12 protein-coding genes are annotated in these 14,883 nt (G+C 39.6%); 7 read left to right on the forward strand and 5 right to left on the reverse strand.

Annotated features, from left to right (window positions below; genetic code table 11):
- Positions 1-4: 4 nt before the first annotated feature.
- Positions 5-2,374, forward strand: coding sequence for an aerobic respiration two-component sensor histidine kinase ArcB (gene arcB, locus SKA34_RS13815; RefSeq protein ID WP_006646150.1), 2,370 nt, complete (start codon positions 5-7; stop codon positions 2,372-2,374).
- Positions 2,375-2,446: 72 nt separating this feature from the next.
- On the opposite strand, the gene arcA is transcribed toward arcB, so the two are convergent.
- Entirely contained in the window at positions 2,447-3,166 is a 720-nt protein-coding gene (arcA, locus tag SKA34_RS13820) for a two-component system response regulator ArcA (protein ID WP_006646151.1), read from the reverse strand.
- Between the two features lie 714 nt (positions 3,167-3,880).
- Here arcA and SKA34_RS13825 point away from each other — a divergent pair.
- Positions 3,881-4,378 (forward strand): putative 4-hydroxy-4-methyl-2-oxoglutarate aldolase, encoded by a 498-nt coding sequence (locus SKA34_RS13825; protein ID WP_006646152.1) that lies wholly within the window; start codon positions 3,881-3,883, stop codon positions 4,376-4,378.
- A 14-nt stretch (positions 4,379-4,392) separates the two neighbouring features.
- On the opposite strand, the gene SKA34_RS13830 is transcribed toward SKA34_RS13825, so the two are convergent.
- Together SKA34_RS13830 and aceK are read right to left on the reverse strand one after the other, a co-directional pair.
- Complete coding sequence (locus SKA34_RS13830) at positions 4,393-4,860, reverse strand: hypothetical protein (RefSeq protein WP_006646153.1); 468 nt, start codon at positions 4,858-4,860, stop codon at positions 4,393-4,395.
- A gap of 175 nt (positions 4,861-5,035) precedes the next feature.
- On the reverse strand, positions 5,036-6,754 hold the full coding sequence (aceK, locus tag SKA34_RS13835) for a bifunctional isocitrate dehydrogenase kinase/phosphatase (protein ID WP_006646154.1): 1,719 nt from the start codon (positions 6,752-6,754) through the stop codon (positions 5,036-5,038).
- Between the two features lie 424 nt (positions 6,755-7,178).
- Between aceK and thrA the strand changes: the two genes are divergently transcribed.
- The 3 genes from thrA to thrC are packed head-to-tail and all read left to right on the forward strand — an operon-like array spanning position 7,179 to position 11,888.
- The gene (gene thrA, locus SKA34_RS13840; protein ID WP_006646155.1) at positions 7,179-9,638 is read left to right on the forward strand and encodes a bifunctional aspartate kinase/homoserine dehydrogenase I; all 2,460 of its coding nucleotides are present in this window, start codon (positions 7,179-7,181) and stop codon (positions 9,636-9,638) included.
- Position 9,639: 1 nt separating this feature from the next.
- Complete coding sequence (gene thrB, locus SKA34_RS13845; RefSeq protein WP_006646156.1) at positions 9,640-10,596, forward strand: homoserine kinase; 957 nt, start codon at positions 9,640-9,642, stop codon at positions 10,594-10,596.
- Positions 10,597-10,598: 2 nt separating this feature from the next.
- Positions 10,599-11,888 (forward strand): threonine synthase, encoded by a 1,290-nt coding sequence (thrC, locus tag SKA34_RS13850; protein ID WP_006646157.1) that lies wholly within the window; start codon positions 10,599-10,601, stop codon positions 11,886-11,888.
- Between the two features lie 135 nt (positions 11,889-12,023).
- Here the strand turns inward: thrC and grcA are convergent, their stop codons facing one another.
- The gene (gene grcA, locus SKA34_RS13855) at positions 12,024-12,401 is read right to left on the reverse strand and encodes an autonomous glycyl radical cofactor GrcA (RefSeq protein ID WP_006646158.1); all 378 of its coding nucleotides are present in this window, start codon (positions 12,399-12,401) and stop codon (positions 12,024-12,026) included.
- A gap of 316 nt (positions 12,402-12,717) precedes the next feature.
- On the opposite strand from grcA, the gene nfo reads away from it, so the two are divergent.
- Together nfo and ung are read left to right on the forward strand one after the other, a co-directional pair.
- Entirely contained in the window at positions 12,718-13,572 is an 855-nt protein-coding gene (nfo, locus tag SKA34_RS13860; RefSeq protein ID WP_086004122.1) for a deoxyribonuclease IV, read from the forward strand.
- Between the two features lie 101 nt (positions 13,573-13,673).
- Positions 13,674-14,336: a uracil-DNA glycosylase gene (gene ung / locus SKA34_RS13865; protein ID WP_006646160.1), complete on the forward strand. Its 663-nt coding sequence runs from the start codon at positions 13,674-13,676 to the stop codon at positions 14,334-14,336.
- A 70-nt stretch (positions 14,337-14,406) separates the two neighbouring features.
- Here ung and SKA34_RS13870 read toward each other — a convergent pair whose 3' ends face one another.
- On the reverse strand, positions 14,407-14,589 hold the full coding sequence (locus SKA34_RS13870) for a DUF3545 family protein (protein WP_006646161.1): 183 nt from the start codon (positions 14,587-14,589) through the stop codon (positions 14,407-14,409).
- Between the last annotated feature and the right edge of the window lie 294 nt (positions 14,590-14,883).

The raw sequence follows: 14,883 nt of genomic DNA on the forward strand, positions 1-14,883 counted from the left end.
AGTGATGAAACAAGTCAAAATATTAGCTCAGTTTTATGTCGATCTTATGGTTAAACTGGGGATCGTTCGTTTTAGTTTACTCCTTGCGTTAGCCTTGGTTGCATTAGCCGTTGTTGTTCAGGTTAGTGTGACGTTAGTGCTAAATGGCACCGTGAATGATATTGATATCGTACGTTCGGTGACATTTGGTTTATTAATAACGCCTTGGGCCGTTTACTTTCTATCTGTTGTGGTCGATCAGTTAGAAGACTCACGTCAACGCTTATCGAAGTTAGTCACTAAATTGGAAGAGATGCGCTCGCGAGACATGGAGTTAAACAAGCAACTTCAAGACAATGTTGCGCAGCTAAATCAAGAAATAGAAGAAAGAGAAAAAGCGGAAGAAGCACGAGAAGAAGCGATGCATGATCTCGAAAATGAGGTCTATCAGCGTGAGAATGCTCAACTTGCTGTGGCAGAGCAAAGTGCGTTATTAAAGTCTTTCTTAGATGCTTCACCTGATTTGATTTACTACCGCAATGAAAAAAATCAGTTCTCAGGGTGTAATCGAGCAATGTCAGAGTTGCTTGGTAAAACAGAAAAAGAGCTTGTTGGTTTAACACCTTGGGATGTTTATCCCGAAGAAGTTGCGAAGAAAATCATTAAAACAGATGAAGAAGTGTTTAATGAAAATAGTGCAATGACGGATGAGCAGTGGTTAGTTTATCCAAATGGTAAACGTGCGTTATTTGAACTTCGTAAAGTGCCATTTTATAACCGCAATGGACGTCGCCTTGGTCTAATGGGCTTTGGGCGTGATATTACTGAACGTAAAAAATATGAAGATGCGTTAGAAAAAGCCAGTAGCGATAAAACCTCATTTATTTCAACCATTAGCCATGAATTACGCACCCCACTCAATGGTATTGTGGGTTTAAGTCGTATGTTACTGGATACAGATCTTACTGATGAGCAACGTGGCTATTTACGTACCGTACATGTTAGTGCTATCACCTTAGGAAATATCTTTAACGATATTATTGATTTAGATAAATCAGATCGTCGTCGTTTAGAGTTGATGCCAAAACCATTGGATTTCAATGAGTTCATTGATGAAATGGGAAATATTTCTCAGTTAATGGCTGAGCAGAAAGGGTTGCGTTTTGACCTAGAGTGCCTAACTGAACTGCCAAAAAATATTGAAGTCGACAGTACGCGATTGCGTCAAGTATTGTGGAATCTAATCGGTAATGCTACCAAGTTTACTAAACAAGGTGGCGTGATTTTATCGGTTAGCAGTGAAATTCATGAGCATGATGCTGACATTATCTTTGAAGTAGAAGATAGTGGTGTTGGCATACCTAAGTCTGAAATCGATAATATTTTTGCAATGTATTATCAGGTGAAGCAAGGTGACGATAATATTCACGCTGTAGGTACAGGGATTGGTCTAGCCGTTTCTCGTCAGCTCGTTCAGCTTATGGGGGGAGACATAGCTGTTCATTCTGAAGTGGGTGAAGGTAGTACCTTTACGGTGAAAATTCGTGTTCCGTTAGTGGAAGACGTTATTGAAGAAGAAATCGTGACTGAAGTAAAACCAGAACTTACCGGTTTAAGTATCTTCATGGTGGAAGATATTGAGTTAAATATCACGGTCGCTAAATCCTTGCTTGAAAGTTTAGGTCATGAAGTGACGGTGGCAATGCGAGGTGATGAAGCCTTAGCCATGTTTAAACCAGAAGATTATGATTTGGTCCTGTTAGATATTCAATTACCAGATATGACTGGCTTTGATATTGCGCAGAAACTACGAGAAAGATACCAAGATTTGCCAGCATTAGTTGCGCTAACGGCAAATGTGATCAGTGATAAAACCGAATACCTTAATAAAGGTATGGATGAAGCACTGAGTAAGCCATTAAGTGTAAAAGCTATTACTAGTGTGATTGAAAATTTAGTATTAAGTTGTAGCTATGAAGAAGATGAAGTCACAACTCTGGTTGAAACAGAAACAAAGTCTTCTAAGCCGAGTGATACCATGGTTGATAAATTACTGGATTTGGAAATGCTAACATCATATGTCGAGATCGTTGGCACTAAACCTGTTTATGCAAGTATTGAAATGTTTGAAAAAATGATGCCTGATTATATTGCTATTTTAGATTCAAATATGGTTGCAAGAGATCAAGATGGGATCAAGTTTGAAGCACATAAAATTAAAGGCGCAGCAGGATCTATCGGTTTAAAGCACATTCAGCAAGTCGCACAAAAAGCACAGTCTCCTGAACTTCCTGCTTGGTGGGAAAACATTAATGACTGGGTTGATGAAATTAAAAATGGTTACCAAAACGATATTGATGTACTGAAATTATGGTTAAAGCAGTACGAAAAATAAGGTGATGGTAATGCATTAAATATAAAAAAGGCTCCTTAGGAGCCTTTTTTATGATGGTCTGAACTTAACGAATTACTCTTCGCCAAGATCGCCACAGAAACGGTAACCTTCACCGTGAATTGTTGCAATGATCTCTGGTGTATCAGCAACTGATTCGAAGTGTTTACGGATACGACGAATAGTTACATCAACCGTACGGTCATGTGGCTTAAGCTCACGACCAGTCATCTTCTTAAGAAGATCTGCACGAGTTTGGATCTTGCCTGGATTTTCACAGAAGTGAAGTAGTGCACGGAACTCAGAGCGTGGTAACTTGTATTGATCGCCATTTGGACTTACTAAAGAGCGGCTGTTGATTTCAAGAGACCAGTCGTTGAACTCGTAACGCTCAACCAATTTTTTATCTTCAGTCGGAAGACCTTGGTTCATAGCACGAGTCAGTAAGTTACGTGCGCGGATAGTTAATTCACGAGGGTTGAAAGGTTTCGTAATGTAATCATCAGCACCAATTTCAAGACCAAGAATCTTATCTACTTCGTTGTCACGACCTGTTAAGAACATTAGCGCCATATCGCCTTGTTCACGAAGCTCACGAGCAAGTAGAAGACCATTTTTACCTGGTAGATTAATATCCATGATCACAAGGTGAACAGGGTTCTCAGAAAGCATCTGGTGCATTTCTGCGCCATCGTTAGCTTCAAAAACTGTGTAACCTTCCGCTTCAAAAATACTTTTTAGGGTGTTACGTGTTACGTGCTCGTCTTCTACAATAAGAATGTGAGGGGATTGCATTGGCAGTACCTAATATCAAAAAACAAATCTGCATGAACAGAGTAAGTTAAATTCTATAAAAAAAATTCACATATAGGCAAAGTATTAACAAGAATACTTATTTGTTACGAAATCGCTGCCTATGTTGGTACACCATCCTTTTCCCGATAATAAAAACTATCGAAATACCTCATATATTGAGGTGTTGGCTACACTCTCCCTAATTGATGCAGCGATTGTATTCACTTAACAGCTCTCTAACAATGTTGTACGTTTGTTTAGTATAGCTATTTATATATTTGTTGATTTATATCAAACAGAATGAGCAAAGATAGATTATTCACTCTTATTTTTAACAATATCGAAAAAACTATAGTAAGTAGATTACTTCCAAGTTAAATGTTCATGAAAAACATACCGATTGTGTGTTTTTCGAGCTATAACTTACATTAACTACAACATGTTATTTACGTTATGTTTTTAATTGTAACATTGGCGTCGTTATGTTGCATGTTTTATGTGTGATGAATTTAAACCTGATTTTTTATTAGATTGGCGCAAAAAAGCTGTTGATACGTCTTCTACATAGCTATTTTGTTTATAACGCAGCTTTGTTTCGAGCAGTGTTGTTTTCTGCGTTTAACCACAAAGAGGTAGGTAAGATTGTTAATTTTCTTTTTGATGTTAGACAAGGTGAGTATTGATGAAATTAACTGATACTAAGGAGAGTGAGTGATGAAAGATTTACTACCGGATTTATGCGATCACTATGAACAAGATATCTACTTTTTGCCTATCGGGTGCCATGATTATGGTGGGAGAAACATTTTTTACGGGCAGTGTGTCACGCTCCGATGCTTTGAAGACAATAGCTTAGTTCGTGATATACTGTCTCAAGATGGCACAGGTAAAGTGTTATTTATTGATGGTCATGGTAGTTGTCGACGCGCGTTACTTGGTGATCAATTAGCCTTGTTGGCGATTAAGAATAATTGGCAAGGGATCATTGTTAATGGTGCCGTTCGTGATATAGCAACATTATCGACATTGGATTTAGGCGTAAAAGCATTAGGAGGGTGTCCGATTAAGACTGTGAAGCGTCAAATGGGAGAGCTTAATGTGACATTAAATATCAGTGAAAAATTAGTTTATCCTGGTGATTATATTTATGCAGATTTAAATGGAATTATCTTGTCTAAGCAAGCGTTAGATTTATCTGTCTTAAATGGCTAATATCTAACTTTTACTTAGAAGTTAAACCCTAACCCAAACTCTATGACTTGTTCGAGTTCTTCATAATCAACAGTAGCTCTAAGGTTTAGTTGGTCTGATACATCATATTGACTACTGACCTCTATCCCTAACTTTGTATTCTCGTTAGTAGATGCAGTATTTATTTCACTTTGTAGGCTGACTTTGGGCGTGAGATTATATTTAACACCTGATGCAATACCTCTAGACCCTCGCTGGATAACTGTACCTGATGTTAATTGGGTACTTAAATAAAGTTGAGTATTTTTTGTAATAGTATAAGCGTACCCGCTGTCAATTTGCCAAACGTCAAATGCTTGTTGATGGCGTGGTTGTGACGATAAAAACCATCCTGAGGATTGTTCTTTATTGCCATTATAAGTGAGTTCGAAGTCATCGTATTCAGAGGCAAATACAGGCTGAATCCCGAATAATAAAATCATCCATAATAATAATCTCACCATACCATTATCTCTAATTATAATTTTATATTATTAACCTTAGAGTATTCGTAGATAAAATGGCATTTCAGATTTGAGAAATAGACACCCTGTTTCACATTTGTATGAGCCAGTACGCTTATTTTATGTAAAAAGCGCTTTCATTATTACAATTTTCTGGTGATTTTTGTACGGTTCATTAATGCTGATGGAATCGATATTCAGATGGATAAGGGGTCACATCGGGATAATTTTCCTCAGTTATATTCTGTTGTAGCTTTTGCCAATAGCTTGCTTCAAATAGATCACTATGTAGTTCGTCAAATAATGTGCGTACTTTGGGGTTTATTAATAAAAAAGTACGAAACTCTTCGGGAAAGACATCATTGATTCCTACGCTATACCAAGGCTCTGCTGCCAGTTCATCTTCTGGGTATCTCGGTGGTGGAATTTTACGAAAATTCATCTCTGTCATGTAGGTGATTTCGTCATAATCATAAAACACCACACGTTTATGTCGAGTCACGCCAAAGTTTTTAAATAGCATATCACCAGGAAAAATATTAGCTGCCGCTAACTGCTTTATAGCTTCGCCATATTCATTAATGGCATAGCGTAGTTCATCATCGTCTGCTTTTTCGATATAGAGATTAAACGGCACCATGCGTCGCTCCATATATAAATGCTCAATCATAACCGTATCATCAGTCAGCGTAACGATTGAGGGAGCGATAGACTGTAGTTCTTTGATTAACTCTTCACTAAAACGCTCTCGAGGAAAACAGAAATTACGATACTCCTGCGTATCCGCCATACGACCAACACGATCATGCTCTTTTACTAACTGATACTTTTCTTTGACAGTGTTGTGGCTTATATCCTTTTGAGGGGCAAATTTATCTTTAATAATCTTAAAGACAAAATCATAAGATGGCAGAGTAAATACCGACATCACCATGCCTTTTATTCCAGGGGCTATGACAAACTGATCGTCAGTAGTCGCTAAATGGGCTAAGAATTCACGGTAAAACTCTGTTTTTCCGTGTTTTTGGCAGCCAATCGCTGTGTAAAGTTCAGCAAGGGTTTTATTGGGAATTAACTGTGAAAGGAAACGCACTAATGCGGCAGGTGCTGGTGCATAAACCATAAAATATGAGCGCGCAAAGCCAAAAATAATACTGACATCATTTACATCACAAATACACGCATCCAGATAAATTTCATGACTGCTATTGTTTAAAATCGGAACGACAAAGGGACAGAAATCGCCATTAGAGAATGTGAGTTTTCCGATCAAATAGGCGGCTTTATTACGATAAAAAGGCTCACGAATAAGCTCTAGCGTTGTATCTTGATCGAACTTATTACCCAGATCCCGTTGCAAGTGTTTGAGTAGTAGCTGGGTATCTCTCGATTTATCTTGCCAAGTTAACGTAAATGGCGTGTCATCAAGCATTCTTTCAAACATCGCACTCAGCGTCGTTTTAACACGATAGTGGCGAGTTAGTGATGTTGGGTAGGGGGGAACACGATCTTCTTGTGAAGTATGAACAAACAATTTATCGCGATTAATATTTCGGTGTTTGAATATACGGCAATATACGGAATTGAAGAAGCTCTCAGCGATGTCGTAACGAGGGTAGTCTAGCAGTAAATCTTGGTAGGCCATTTTCACAGCCATTAAAAAATCATGATTGGCGTAACGTTCACCTAGCATAATTTGAATTTGGTTTGTGACTAATTCAACATGATGGTCATAAAAGTTGATACGCTTCTTTAAAGCATTATGAACAAGCCCCCAATGTTGTTTTTCAAAACGTTCTTGAGCTTCAGCTGTTACATCGAGAAAGCGACCGTACATGGCATCAAAGCCTTGTAAGATGGTATGGGCAATTAATGATTCCATGGCAGCGCTCATTTGGTACTCCTCCCGATGCAATATATTCACGCCTAACTATGCAACGTAGTCCGCATGACTGCAAATAGAATAGCCACTTTTGTTAATAAAAGTGACTGATAATTGATTAATTTTGACGCCTATAGTGTTGTGCAATTGTAAAGATGTTATTGACTCTAATGTATGATTGCTGTAAACGTAAGTTATTATCAAAAAAGAATTTGTAGACCAATGAAGAATGTATTCAGCTCTCACGCCATTACACGCATTATTATTACCATTAACATCTTCGGTGTTGGTGCGGGCTGATATACGTAAAGATTAACAATAAGCCCGCAACTCATAATGAGCTGCGGGTTTTTTTTTAACAATTTTAAATTCACATATTTGAGTATATCTAGATGCGATAACTAGATAAATCAGGATAGTCACTCGGGAGTAGGGAATGCGAGTATTTAAATTTGGCGGTTCATCATTAGCCGATGCAGAGCGATTTTTAAGAGCAGCAGATATTATTGCGAGTAATGCTCAGCAAGGTGACGTTTCTGTGGTGCTATCAGCACCGGGGAAAGTAACAAATAAATTAGTTTCAGTGATTGATAACACTGTGAAAGCCGGTGAGTCATCGCTACAGTTGGCCGATCTAGAACAGGTATTTACTGAATTGTTCAGTGGCTTAAAAGCCTTAGAACCTCAGTTTGATAAAGCCGCTTTAGATGCAAAACTGGCGAGCTCTCTAGGACAATTAAAAGAGTATGTTCACGGAATTAAACTATTAGGTTTATGTCCTGATAACGTGTATGCGACGATCATCAGTAAAGGTGAACGTCTTTCTATTGCAGCGATGAAAGCTTTACTTGAAGCGAAAGGACAGCCTGCGAGCCTGATCGATCCGATTAAATATCTTTACGCTGAAGGTGATTACCTTGAGGCGCATGTCGATATTGAAATTTCAACGCAGAATTTCCGACGAGATCCATTACCTGCAGGGCATGTTTGTATTATGCCGGGCTTTACCGCAGGTAACAGCAAAGGTGAGCTAGTGACACTGGGGCGTAATGGCTCTGATTATTCTGCTGCGGTACTTGCAGCATGTCTACGCGCGGATTGTTGTGAAATTTGGACGGATGTTGATGGTGTCTATAGCTGTGATCCTCGCTTAGTCCCTGATGCGCGCTTGTTGAAATCTTTAAGCTATCAAGAAGCGATGGAACTGTCTTACTTTGGCGCTTCTGTACTTCACCCTAAAACTATCGCTCCTATCGCCCAATTTCAAATTCCATGTTTAATTAAAAATAGCTTTAGTCCACAAGCGCCTGGGACATTGATTGGTCAAGACACAGGTGAAGATCAATTAGCCATTAAAGGTATTACCACCTTAAAAGATCTTACGATGGTTAACGTATCAGGCCCTGGTATGAAGGGGATGGTAGGTATGGCTGCACGCGTATTTGGCGCAATGTCATCTGCGGGTGTATCTATTGTGTTGATCACCCAATCATCGTCTGAATACAGCATTAGTTTCTGTATTGAATCGGCTGATCATGTTCAAGCTGAAAAAGCGCTAAACGAAAGTTTTGAATTGGAATTAAAAGAAGGCCTGCTTGAGACCGTTGAGTTTTTAGATAACGTATCTATCGTTACTTTAGTTGGCGATGGTATGCGTACTTCTCACGGCGTTGCATCACGTTTCTTTACCTCTTTGGCTGAAGTGGATGTCAATATTGTTGCGATTGCACAAGGATCATCTGAGCGTGCTATTTCAGCGGTTATTCCACAAAATAAAGTGCCAGAAGCTGTCAAAGCGTGTCATGAGAACTTATTTAATAGCCAGCATTTCTTAGATGTTTTCGTGATTGGTGTCGGCGGTGTTGGTGGTGAGCTGATCGATCAGATCCAGCGTCAGCAAAGTAAACTTGCTGATGACGGCATTGTTATTCGAGTCTGCGGTATGGCGAACAGCAAAGGATTACTCCTTAGCTGTGAGGGCTTTGACTTAGATAACTGGCGCGATCAAATGGGGGCAGTGAATGAGCCACTCAATCTTGCTCGTATGATCCAGCTTGTTCAGCGTAATCACATTATCAATCCAGTGATCATTGATTGTACGTCGGATCAAACTATTGCTGAGCAATATGCCGATTACCTTGCTGCAGGCTTCCATGTTATTACACCGAATAAGAAAGCAAACACGGCTAGCATGGCTTATTACCAGCAATTACGCCAAGCGGCACGTTTAAGCCGTCGTAAATTTATGTATGACACTACGGTAGGTGCAGGTTTACCCGTTATTGAAAACTTGCAGAATCTATTGGCCGCAGGTGATGAATTACAGCGCTTCTCTGGCATTTTATCTGGCTCAATGTCATATATCTTCGGTAAATTGGATGAAGGCATGAGCTTTAGCGAAGCGACAACCGTTGCGCGTAATAATGGCTTTACTGAGCCCGATCCTCGTGATGATTTATCAGGTATGGATGTGGCACGTAAGCTACTTATTCTGGCACGTGAATCAGGGCTTGAATTAGAGCTTTCAGACGTTGATGTTGAACAAGCACTACCACCAGGTTTTGATGCTTCAGGCTCTGTTGATGACTTTATGGCGCGTTTATCACAAGCGGATGCATACTTTACTCAATTAGCTCAAGAAGCAGCAAAAGAAGATAAAGTGCTGCGTTATGTCGGTGAAATCGATAATGGTCATTGCTCGGTGAAAATTGTTGCGGTGAACCCTGATGATCCAATGTTTAAAATTAAAGATGGTGAGAATGCCTTAGCTTTCTACAGCCGTTACTACCAACCGATCCCGCTGGTATTACGTGGTTACGGTGCGGGTACGGAAGTAACTGCAGCGGGTGTCTTTGCCGATCTAATGCGTACATTAGGCTGGAAGCGAGGAGTATAAGATGAGTGTTGTTGTTTATGCTCCGGCATCGATTGGTAATGTGAGTGTTGGTTTTGATGTTTTAGGCGCGGCAGTATCGCCAATTGATGGCACCTTATTGGGCGATCGAGTAAAGGTGGCTGCGGGTCAAGCATCTTTTAGTTTGCAATGCGTTGGGGCGTTTGTTGATAAACTGCCGCAACAGGCTGAAGAGAATATTGTCTACCGTTGCTGGCAAGTGTTTGCACGAGAGCTGGATAAAAAAGGGGGCGCGTTGCTCCCTGTTGATGTGACATTAGAAAAAAATATGCCGATTGGATCTGGCTTAGGTTCGAGTGCTTGTTCGATTGTTGCAGCACTAGATGCACTTAACCGTTTCCATGATCAACCGCTGAATGAAACAGAGTTATTAGCGCTCATGGGGGAAATGGAAGGCGAGATCTCAGGTAGCCTTCACTATGATAATGTCGCACCGTGCTTTCTTGGTGGATTGCAGTTCATGGTGGAAGAGCTCGGGATCATAAGCCAGAAAGTCCCTTGTTTTGATGATTGGTATTGGGTGATGGCCTATCCTGGAATTAAAGTTCCAACCGCCGAAGCGCGTGCGATTTTACCTGCACAATACCGTCGCCAAGATGTGATCACACATGGTCGTCACTTAGGTGGTTTTATTCATGCTTGTCATTCAAACCAACCGTTATTAGCGGCGAAGATGATCAAAGATGTCGTGGCTGAACCTTACCGTGAAAAGCTGTTACCTGGCTTTGCGCAAGCACGTCAGCATGCGCTAGATGCAGGGGCGATTGCGAGTGGTATTTCAGGCTCTGGACCAACTATGTTTAGTGTTTGCACCGATTTAGAGGTCGCTAAACGACTTGCACGTTGGCTCGAAGAACATTATGTTCAGAATGATGAAGGATTTGTTCATGTTTGTCGATTAGACAGCTTGGGCGCAAAAGTAACAGGAAGTGAGCTATAACAATGAAATTGTATAATCTAAAAGAACATCAAGAACAGGTTTCATTTGGTCAGGCTGTACGTCAAGGATTAGGACGTAACCAAGGTCTATTCTTTCCATCAGAACTCCCTCAATTTAGCGATATTGATGCATTGCTAGAGATGGATTTTGTCACGCGTAGTAGCAAGATCCTTTCCGCGTTTATCGGTGATGAGCTAAGTGAAGAAACTGTTAGCCAAATGATTGATAGTGCATTCCAATTCCCAGCACCTATCAATAAAGTAAAAGACGGCGTGTATGCGTTAGAATTATTCCATGGTCCAACATTAGCATTCAAAGATTTTGGTGGCCGCTTTATGGCGCAATCACTAGCAGCAGTAACGTCTGATAGTGAGAGTGATATTACAATTTTAACGGCGACATCAGGCGATACAGGTGCCGCTGTTGCGCATGCTTTCTATGGTATGGATAACATCAAGGTGGTGATTTTGTACCCGAAGGGTAAGATCAGTCCATTACAAGAAAAGTTGTTTTGTACATTAGGTAAGAATATTACAACAGTTGCGGTGAATGGCACATTTGATGATTGCCAAGCGCTAGTGAAACAAGCATTTGATGATGCTGAGTTGCGCAAAGAAGTGGGTTTAAACTCTGCGAATTCGATCAATATTAGCCGGTTAATGGCGCAGATCTGTTACTACTTTGAAGCTGTTGCTCAACTGCCTAAAGCAGAACGTGAGCAATTAGTTATTTCAGTACCAAGTGGTAATTTTGGTAATTTAACGGCAGGCTTATTAGCTAAATCGCTAGGTTTACCCGTTAAACGCTTTATTGCGGCAACGAATGAAAATGATACGGTTCCACGTTATTTACAAACGGGTGAGTGGTCTCCAAAAGTAACCGTTCCAACTATTTCAAATGCGATGGATGTTAGCCAACCGAATAACTGGCCACGTATCGAAGAACTTTGTCAGCTTAAAGGTTGGGGTCTAAGTGAGCTAGGTCATGGTGCTGTAACAGATGAGCAAACGGCTGAGACCTTAAAGCAGATGGATGCAGAAGGCTATTTATGTGAGCCTCATGGCGCGATTGCTTATCGTATTCTTAACGAGCAATTAAAAGATGGCGAAACAGGTTTGTTCCTTTGTACTGCGCATCCAGCGAAGTTTAAAGAAGTCGTGGATGAGATTTTAGACAAAGATATTCCATTACCTGCACCATTAGCGAAGCATAATGCGATGGAATTATTATCTTTAGAGCGTGATAATGATTTTGAAGCTGTGAAGGCGGTATTACGTTCAGTACAGTCATAACGAACAGTATACAGCGCTAATAAAAGGAGCCTCGGCTCCTTTTTTATTATTTAGTTATTACAGAAATAAAAAACGGCACATTAAAAGTGCCGTTTTTTTATTGCTACGTACCTAATAAGGCAAGCTAACAGGAAATTATAGGCTGCTAGTGAAAGTACGAGCGATAACGTCTTGTTGTTGTTCACGAGTTAGTGAGTTGAATCGTACAGCGTAACCAGAAACACGGATTGTTAGTTGTGGGTATTTTTCTGGGTGCTTAGCAGCATCTTCTAGTGTTTCACGCTTAAGAACGTTTACGTTTAGGTGCTGACCGCCTTCGATTTTTGCTGGTGCTTCGATAGCAAGCTCACGGTACTCGATGTCACCTAGATCTGCTTGAGCAACAACTTGGTCAGTTTCAAAACCAGATACTGCACATACACAACGAGCTTCGTTTGTTTCGCTGTCTAGGATCCAGATAGTGTTTAGTAGATCGTCGTTTGCAGCTTTAGTAATTTGAATACCAGTAATCATAACTTATCTCCGAGGAAGTGGTGTTAATTTAATCTGTTTTGCTGATTTATTTACTCTTAACTCAGTGCGCCTACTTGTGCATTGATGTAGATCAAATTACAACAAAAAACCTTAAATAAAGTAGGGCTGTTTTATTGAGCTAAGTCAATCTAACGCCATTTTAAGGGGGAATCAAGAATAAATTTTAAGCTATAAAAAATAGTTTAATATCAAAATGTTATTATTTTTCAACATTATTGATTGTTGGTTGTGATTGTAATGTTTGCTAAATGTTTCGTTTTGACCTGAAATGCCAAGTGATATAAATGAGGTGAAAATTGTTATGAAATTGATTGGTGCTCATGTTTCTGCAGCTGGTGGTGTATTTAATGCGCCAGTAAATGCTGAAAAAATTGGTGCAAATGCTTTTGCTCTATTTACTAAAAATCAGCGTCAGTGGGTGGCTAAGCCATTAGAGGGTGATGCTATTACTGCGTTTAAAGCTCGTTGCTCTCAATTAGAATTTAATGCCAATGCTATTTTGCCACATGACTCTTATTTGATTAATTTAGGTGCACCAGAGGCTGAAAAGTTAGAAAAATCACGTGTTGCTTTTATTGATGAAATGTCGCGTTGTAAACAGCTTGGATTGCACCTTTTAAACTTCCATCCGGGGAGTCATTTAAAAAAAATTTCTGAAAAAAAGTGTTTAAAGTTGATCGCTGAGTCAATAAATCTTGCGCATGAACAAGTAAGTGATGTGGTTGCAGTGATCGAAAATACTGCGGGACAAGGTTCAAATTTAGGTTGGCGGTTTGAACATTTAGCGGAAATCATCGATCAAGTTAAAGATAAAACGCGGGTAGGTGTCTGCATTGATACCTGTCATACCTTTGTGGCTGGATATGACTTACGCACTGAAGCTGCAACAGATCGAACTTTTGTTGAATTTAATGATGTTGTTGGAATGCAGTATCTCCGAGGTATGCACTTAAATGATTCCAAAGGTGATTTAGGTAGTCATTTAGATCGCCACCATAGTTTAGGTGAAGGAGCGATTGGCTGGGATTGTTTCCGCTATATCATGCAAGATGATCGTTTTAATCATATGCCTCTTATTTTAGAAACAATTAATCCTGATATTTGGCATCAAGAAATTGCCACTTTGCGTGCGTTTTCAGTAGAAAAGTAACTATATATAGAGCAAGTAAAGAGGAAGCAATGATCTTCCTCTTATGCTTTCCCTTTTTTTGATACCCTTATGCAGTACAGATTATAAATGAGGAACGATTTATGACCGCCAGTTGGTCTACTTTTATAGCGCAGCAACAAACGCAAGCGTATTTCACCGATATTGAGCAGGCTGTCGATGCTGCTCGTAATGCTGGTAAAGTGGTTTATCCTCCTCAAGAAGATGTCTTTAATGCGTTTACCAGTACGCCACTTGAGAAAACCAAGGTCGTGATCTTAGGTCAAGATCCATATCACGGACCTAAGCAAGCCCATGGTCTTAGCTTTTCGGTATTGTCAGGTGTGAAAACTCCACCGTCACTGGTAAATATGTATAAAGAGTTAGCCACTGATATCGACGGTTTTACTATTCCCGAACATGGTTATTTACAACCGTGGGCAGAGCAAGGTGTTTTATTACTAAATACCGTTCTAACAGTAGAGCAAGGTAACGCGCATTCTCACGCTAAGATTGGTTGGGAAACATTTACCGATCGTGCGATTGAATATATTAACGATAATACAGAGGGAGTGATCTTTTTACTGTGGGGTGCACATGCTCAGAAAAAAGGTAAAAAGATAGATACGGATCGTCATCATGTTTTACATTCTGCGCATCCATCACCGTTATCTGCATATCGTGGCTTTTTTGGTTGTCAGCACTTTTCTAAAACTAATCAGTTACTCGCTGAAATGGGAAAATCATCGATTAATTGGCAGTTATAAACGAATTTTTTCTGTAAACAAAACGCCAGCAAAATGCTGGCGTTTTATTTTTTTAGTCTGGAACGATGTATTAAAAGTCGAATTCATCGGCATTGTAACTGCCGCACATATCCATATCTTGAAGCTCACGGCGAAGTCGTTGACGATCTTTTAAGGCTTCAATTTCACGCCATTTACGTTTTTCAGGTTTTGCTCGAGAGCGACGAGAGACGGTTTCTGTTGTGAACATATCATCTAATGCAAAGCTATCCATAAAGCACCTCTTCCTATGATATAGCTAAATATAAGCTATAAGGTCATTAATTATCACACTATGGGGTAGAGTAAAATTGAAGTGTTTCTCATTTGTTGCTTAAAGATGAAATTTTTATGTGCTAAAAGTCAAAAATATCCTTTTTATGACCGAAAATAAAAGAAAAAAACTCGCGGTTAGACTTTATTTATGTTTGGATTTAGCTGGAAGATTTTAGGTATTTACTTAAAAAATATACCCTTATTGTATTTCATGTGATAATGAATAAAATTTTTTTGATATACCCACTCATAA

It is taken from the genome of Photobacterium sp. SKA34, assembly GCF_000153325.1.
Classification (GTDB): domain Bacteria; phylum Pseudomonadota; class Gammaproteobacteria; order Enterobacterales; family Vibrionaceae; genus Photobacterium.

What these genes read in the sequence shown, in the direction of transcription:
- SKA34_RS13830 (WP_006646153.1), bottom strand. Translation starts at nt 4,860, where the DNA reads ATGGTGAGATTATTATTATGGATGATTTTATTATTCGGGATTCAGCCT.
- thrA (WP_006646155.1), top strand. Translation starts at nt 7,179, where the DNA reads ATGCGAGTATTTAAATTTGGCGGTTCATCATTAGCCGATGCAGAGCGA.
- thrC (WP_006646157.1), top strand. Translation starts at nt 10,599, where the DNA reads ATGAAATTGTATAATCTAAAAGAACATCAAGAACAGGTTTCATTTGGT.
- arcB (WP_006646150.1), top strand. Translation starts at nt 5, where the DNA reads ATGAAACAAGTCAAAATATTAGCTCAGTTTTATGTCGATCTTATGGTT.
- aceK (WP_006646154.1), bottom strand. Translation starts at nt 6,754, where the DNA reads ATGAGCGCTGCCATGGAATCATTAATTGCCCATACCATCTTACAAGGC.
- SKA34_RS13825 (WP_006646152.1), top strand. Translation starts at nt 3,881, where the DNA reads ATGAAAGATTTACTACCGGATTTATGCGATCACTATGAACAAGATATC.
- arcA (WP_006646151.1), bottom strand. Translation starts at nt 3,166, where the DNA reads ATGCAATCCCCTCACATTCTTATTGTAGAAGACGAGCACGTAACACGT.
- grcA (WP_006646158.1), bottom strand. Translation starts at nt 12,401, where the DNA reads ATGATTACTGGTATTCAAATTACTAAAGCTGCAAACGACGATCTACTA.
- thrB (WP_006646156.1), top strand. Translation starts at nt 9,640, where the DNA reads ATGAGTGTTGTTGTTTATGCTCCGGCATCGATTGGTAATGTGAGTGTT.
- SKA34_RS13870 (WP_006646161.1), bottom strand. Translation starts at nt 14,589, where the DNA reads ATGGATAGCTTTGCATTAGATGATATGTTCACAACAGAAACCGTCTCT.
- ung (WP_006646160.1), top strand. Translation starts at nt 13,674, where the DNA reads ATGACCGCCAGTTGGTCTACTTTTATAGCGCAGCAACAAACGCAAGCG.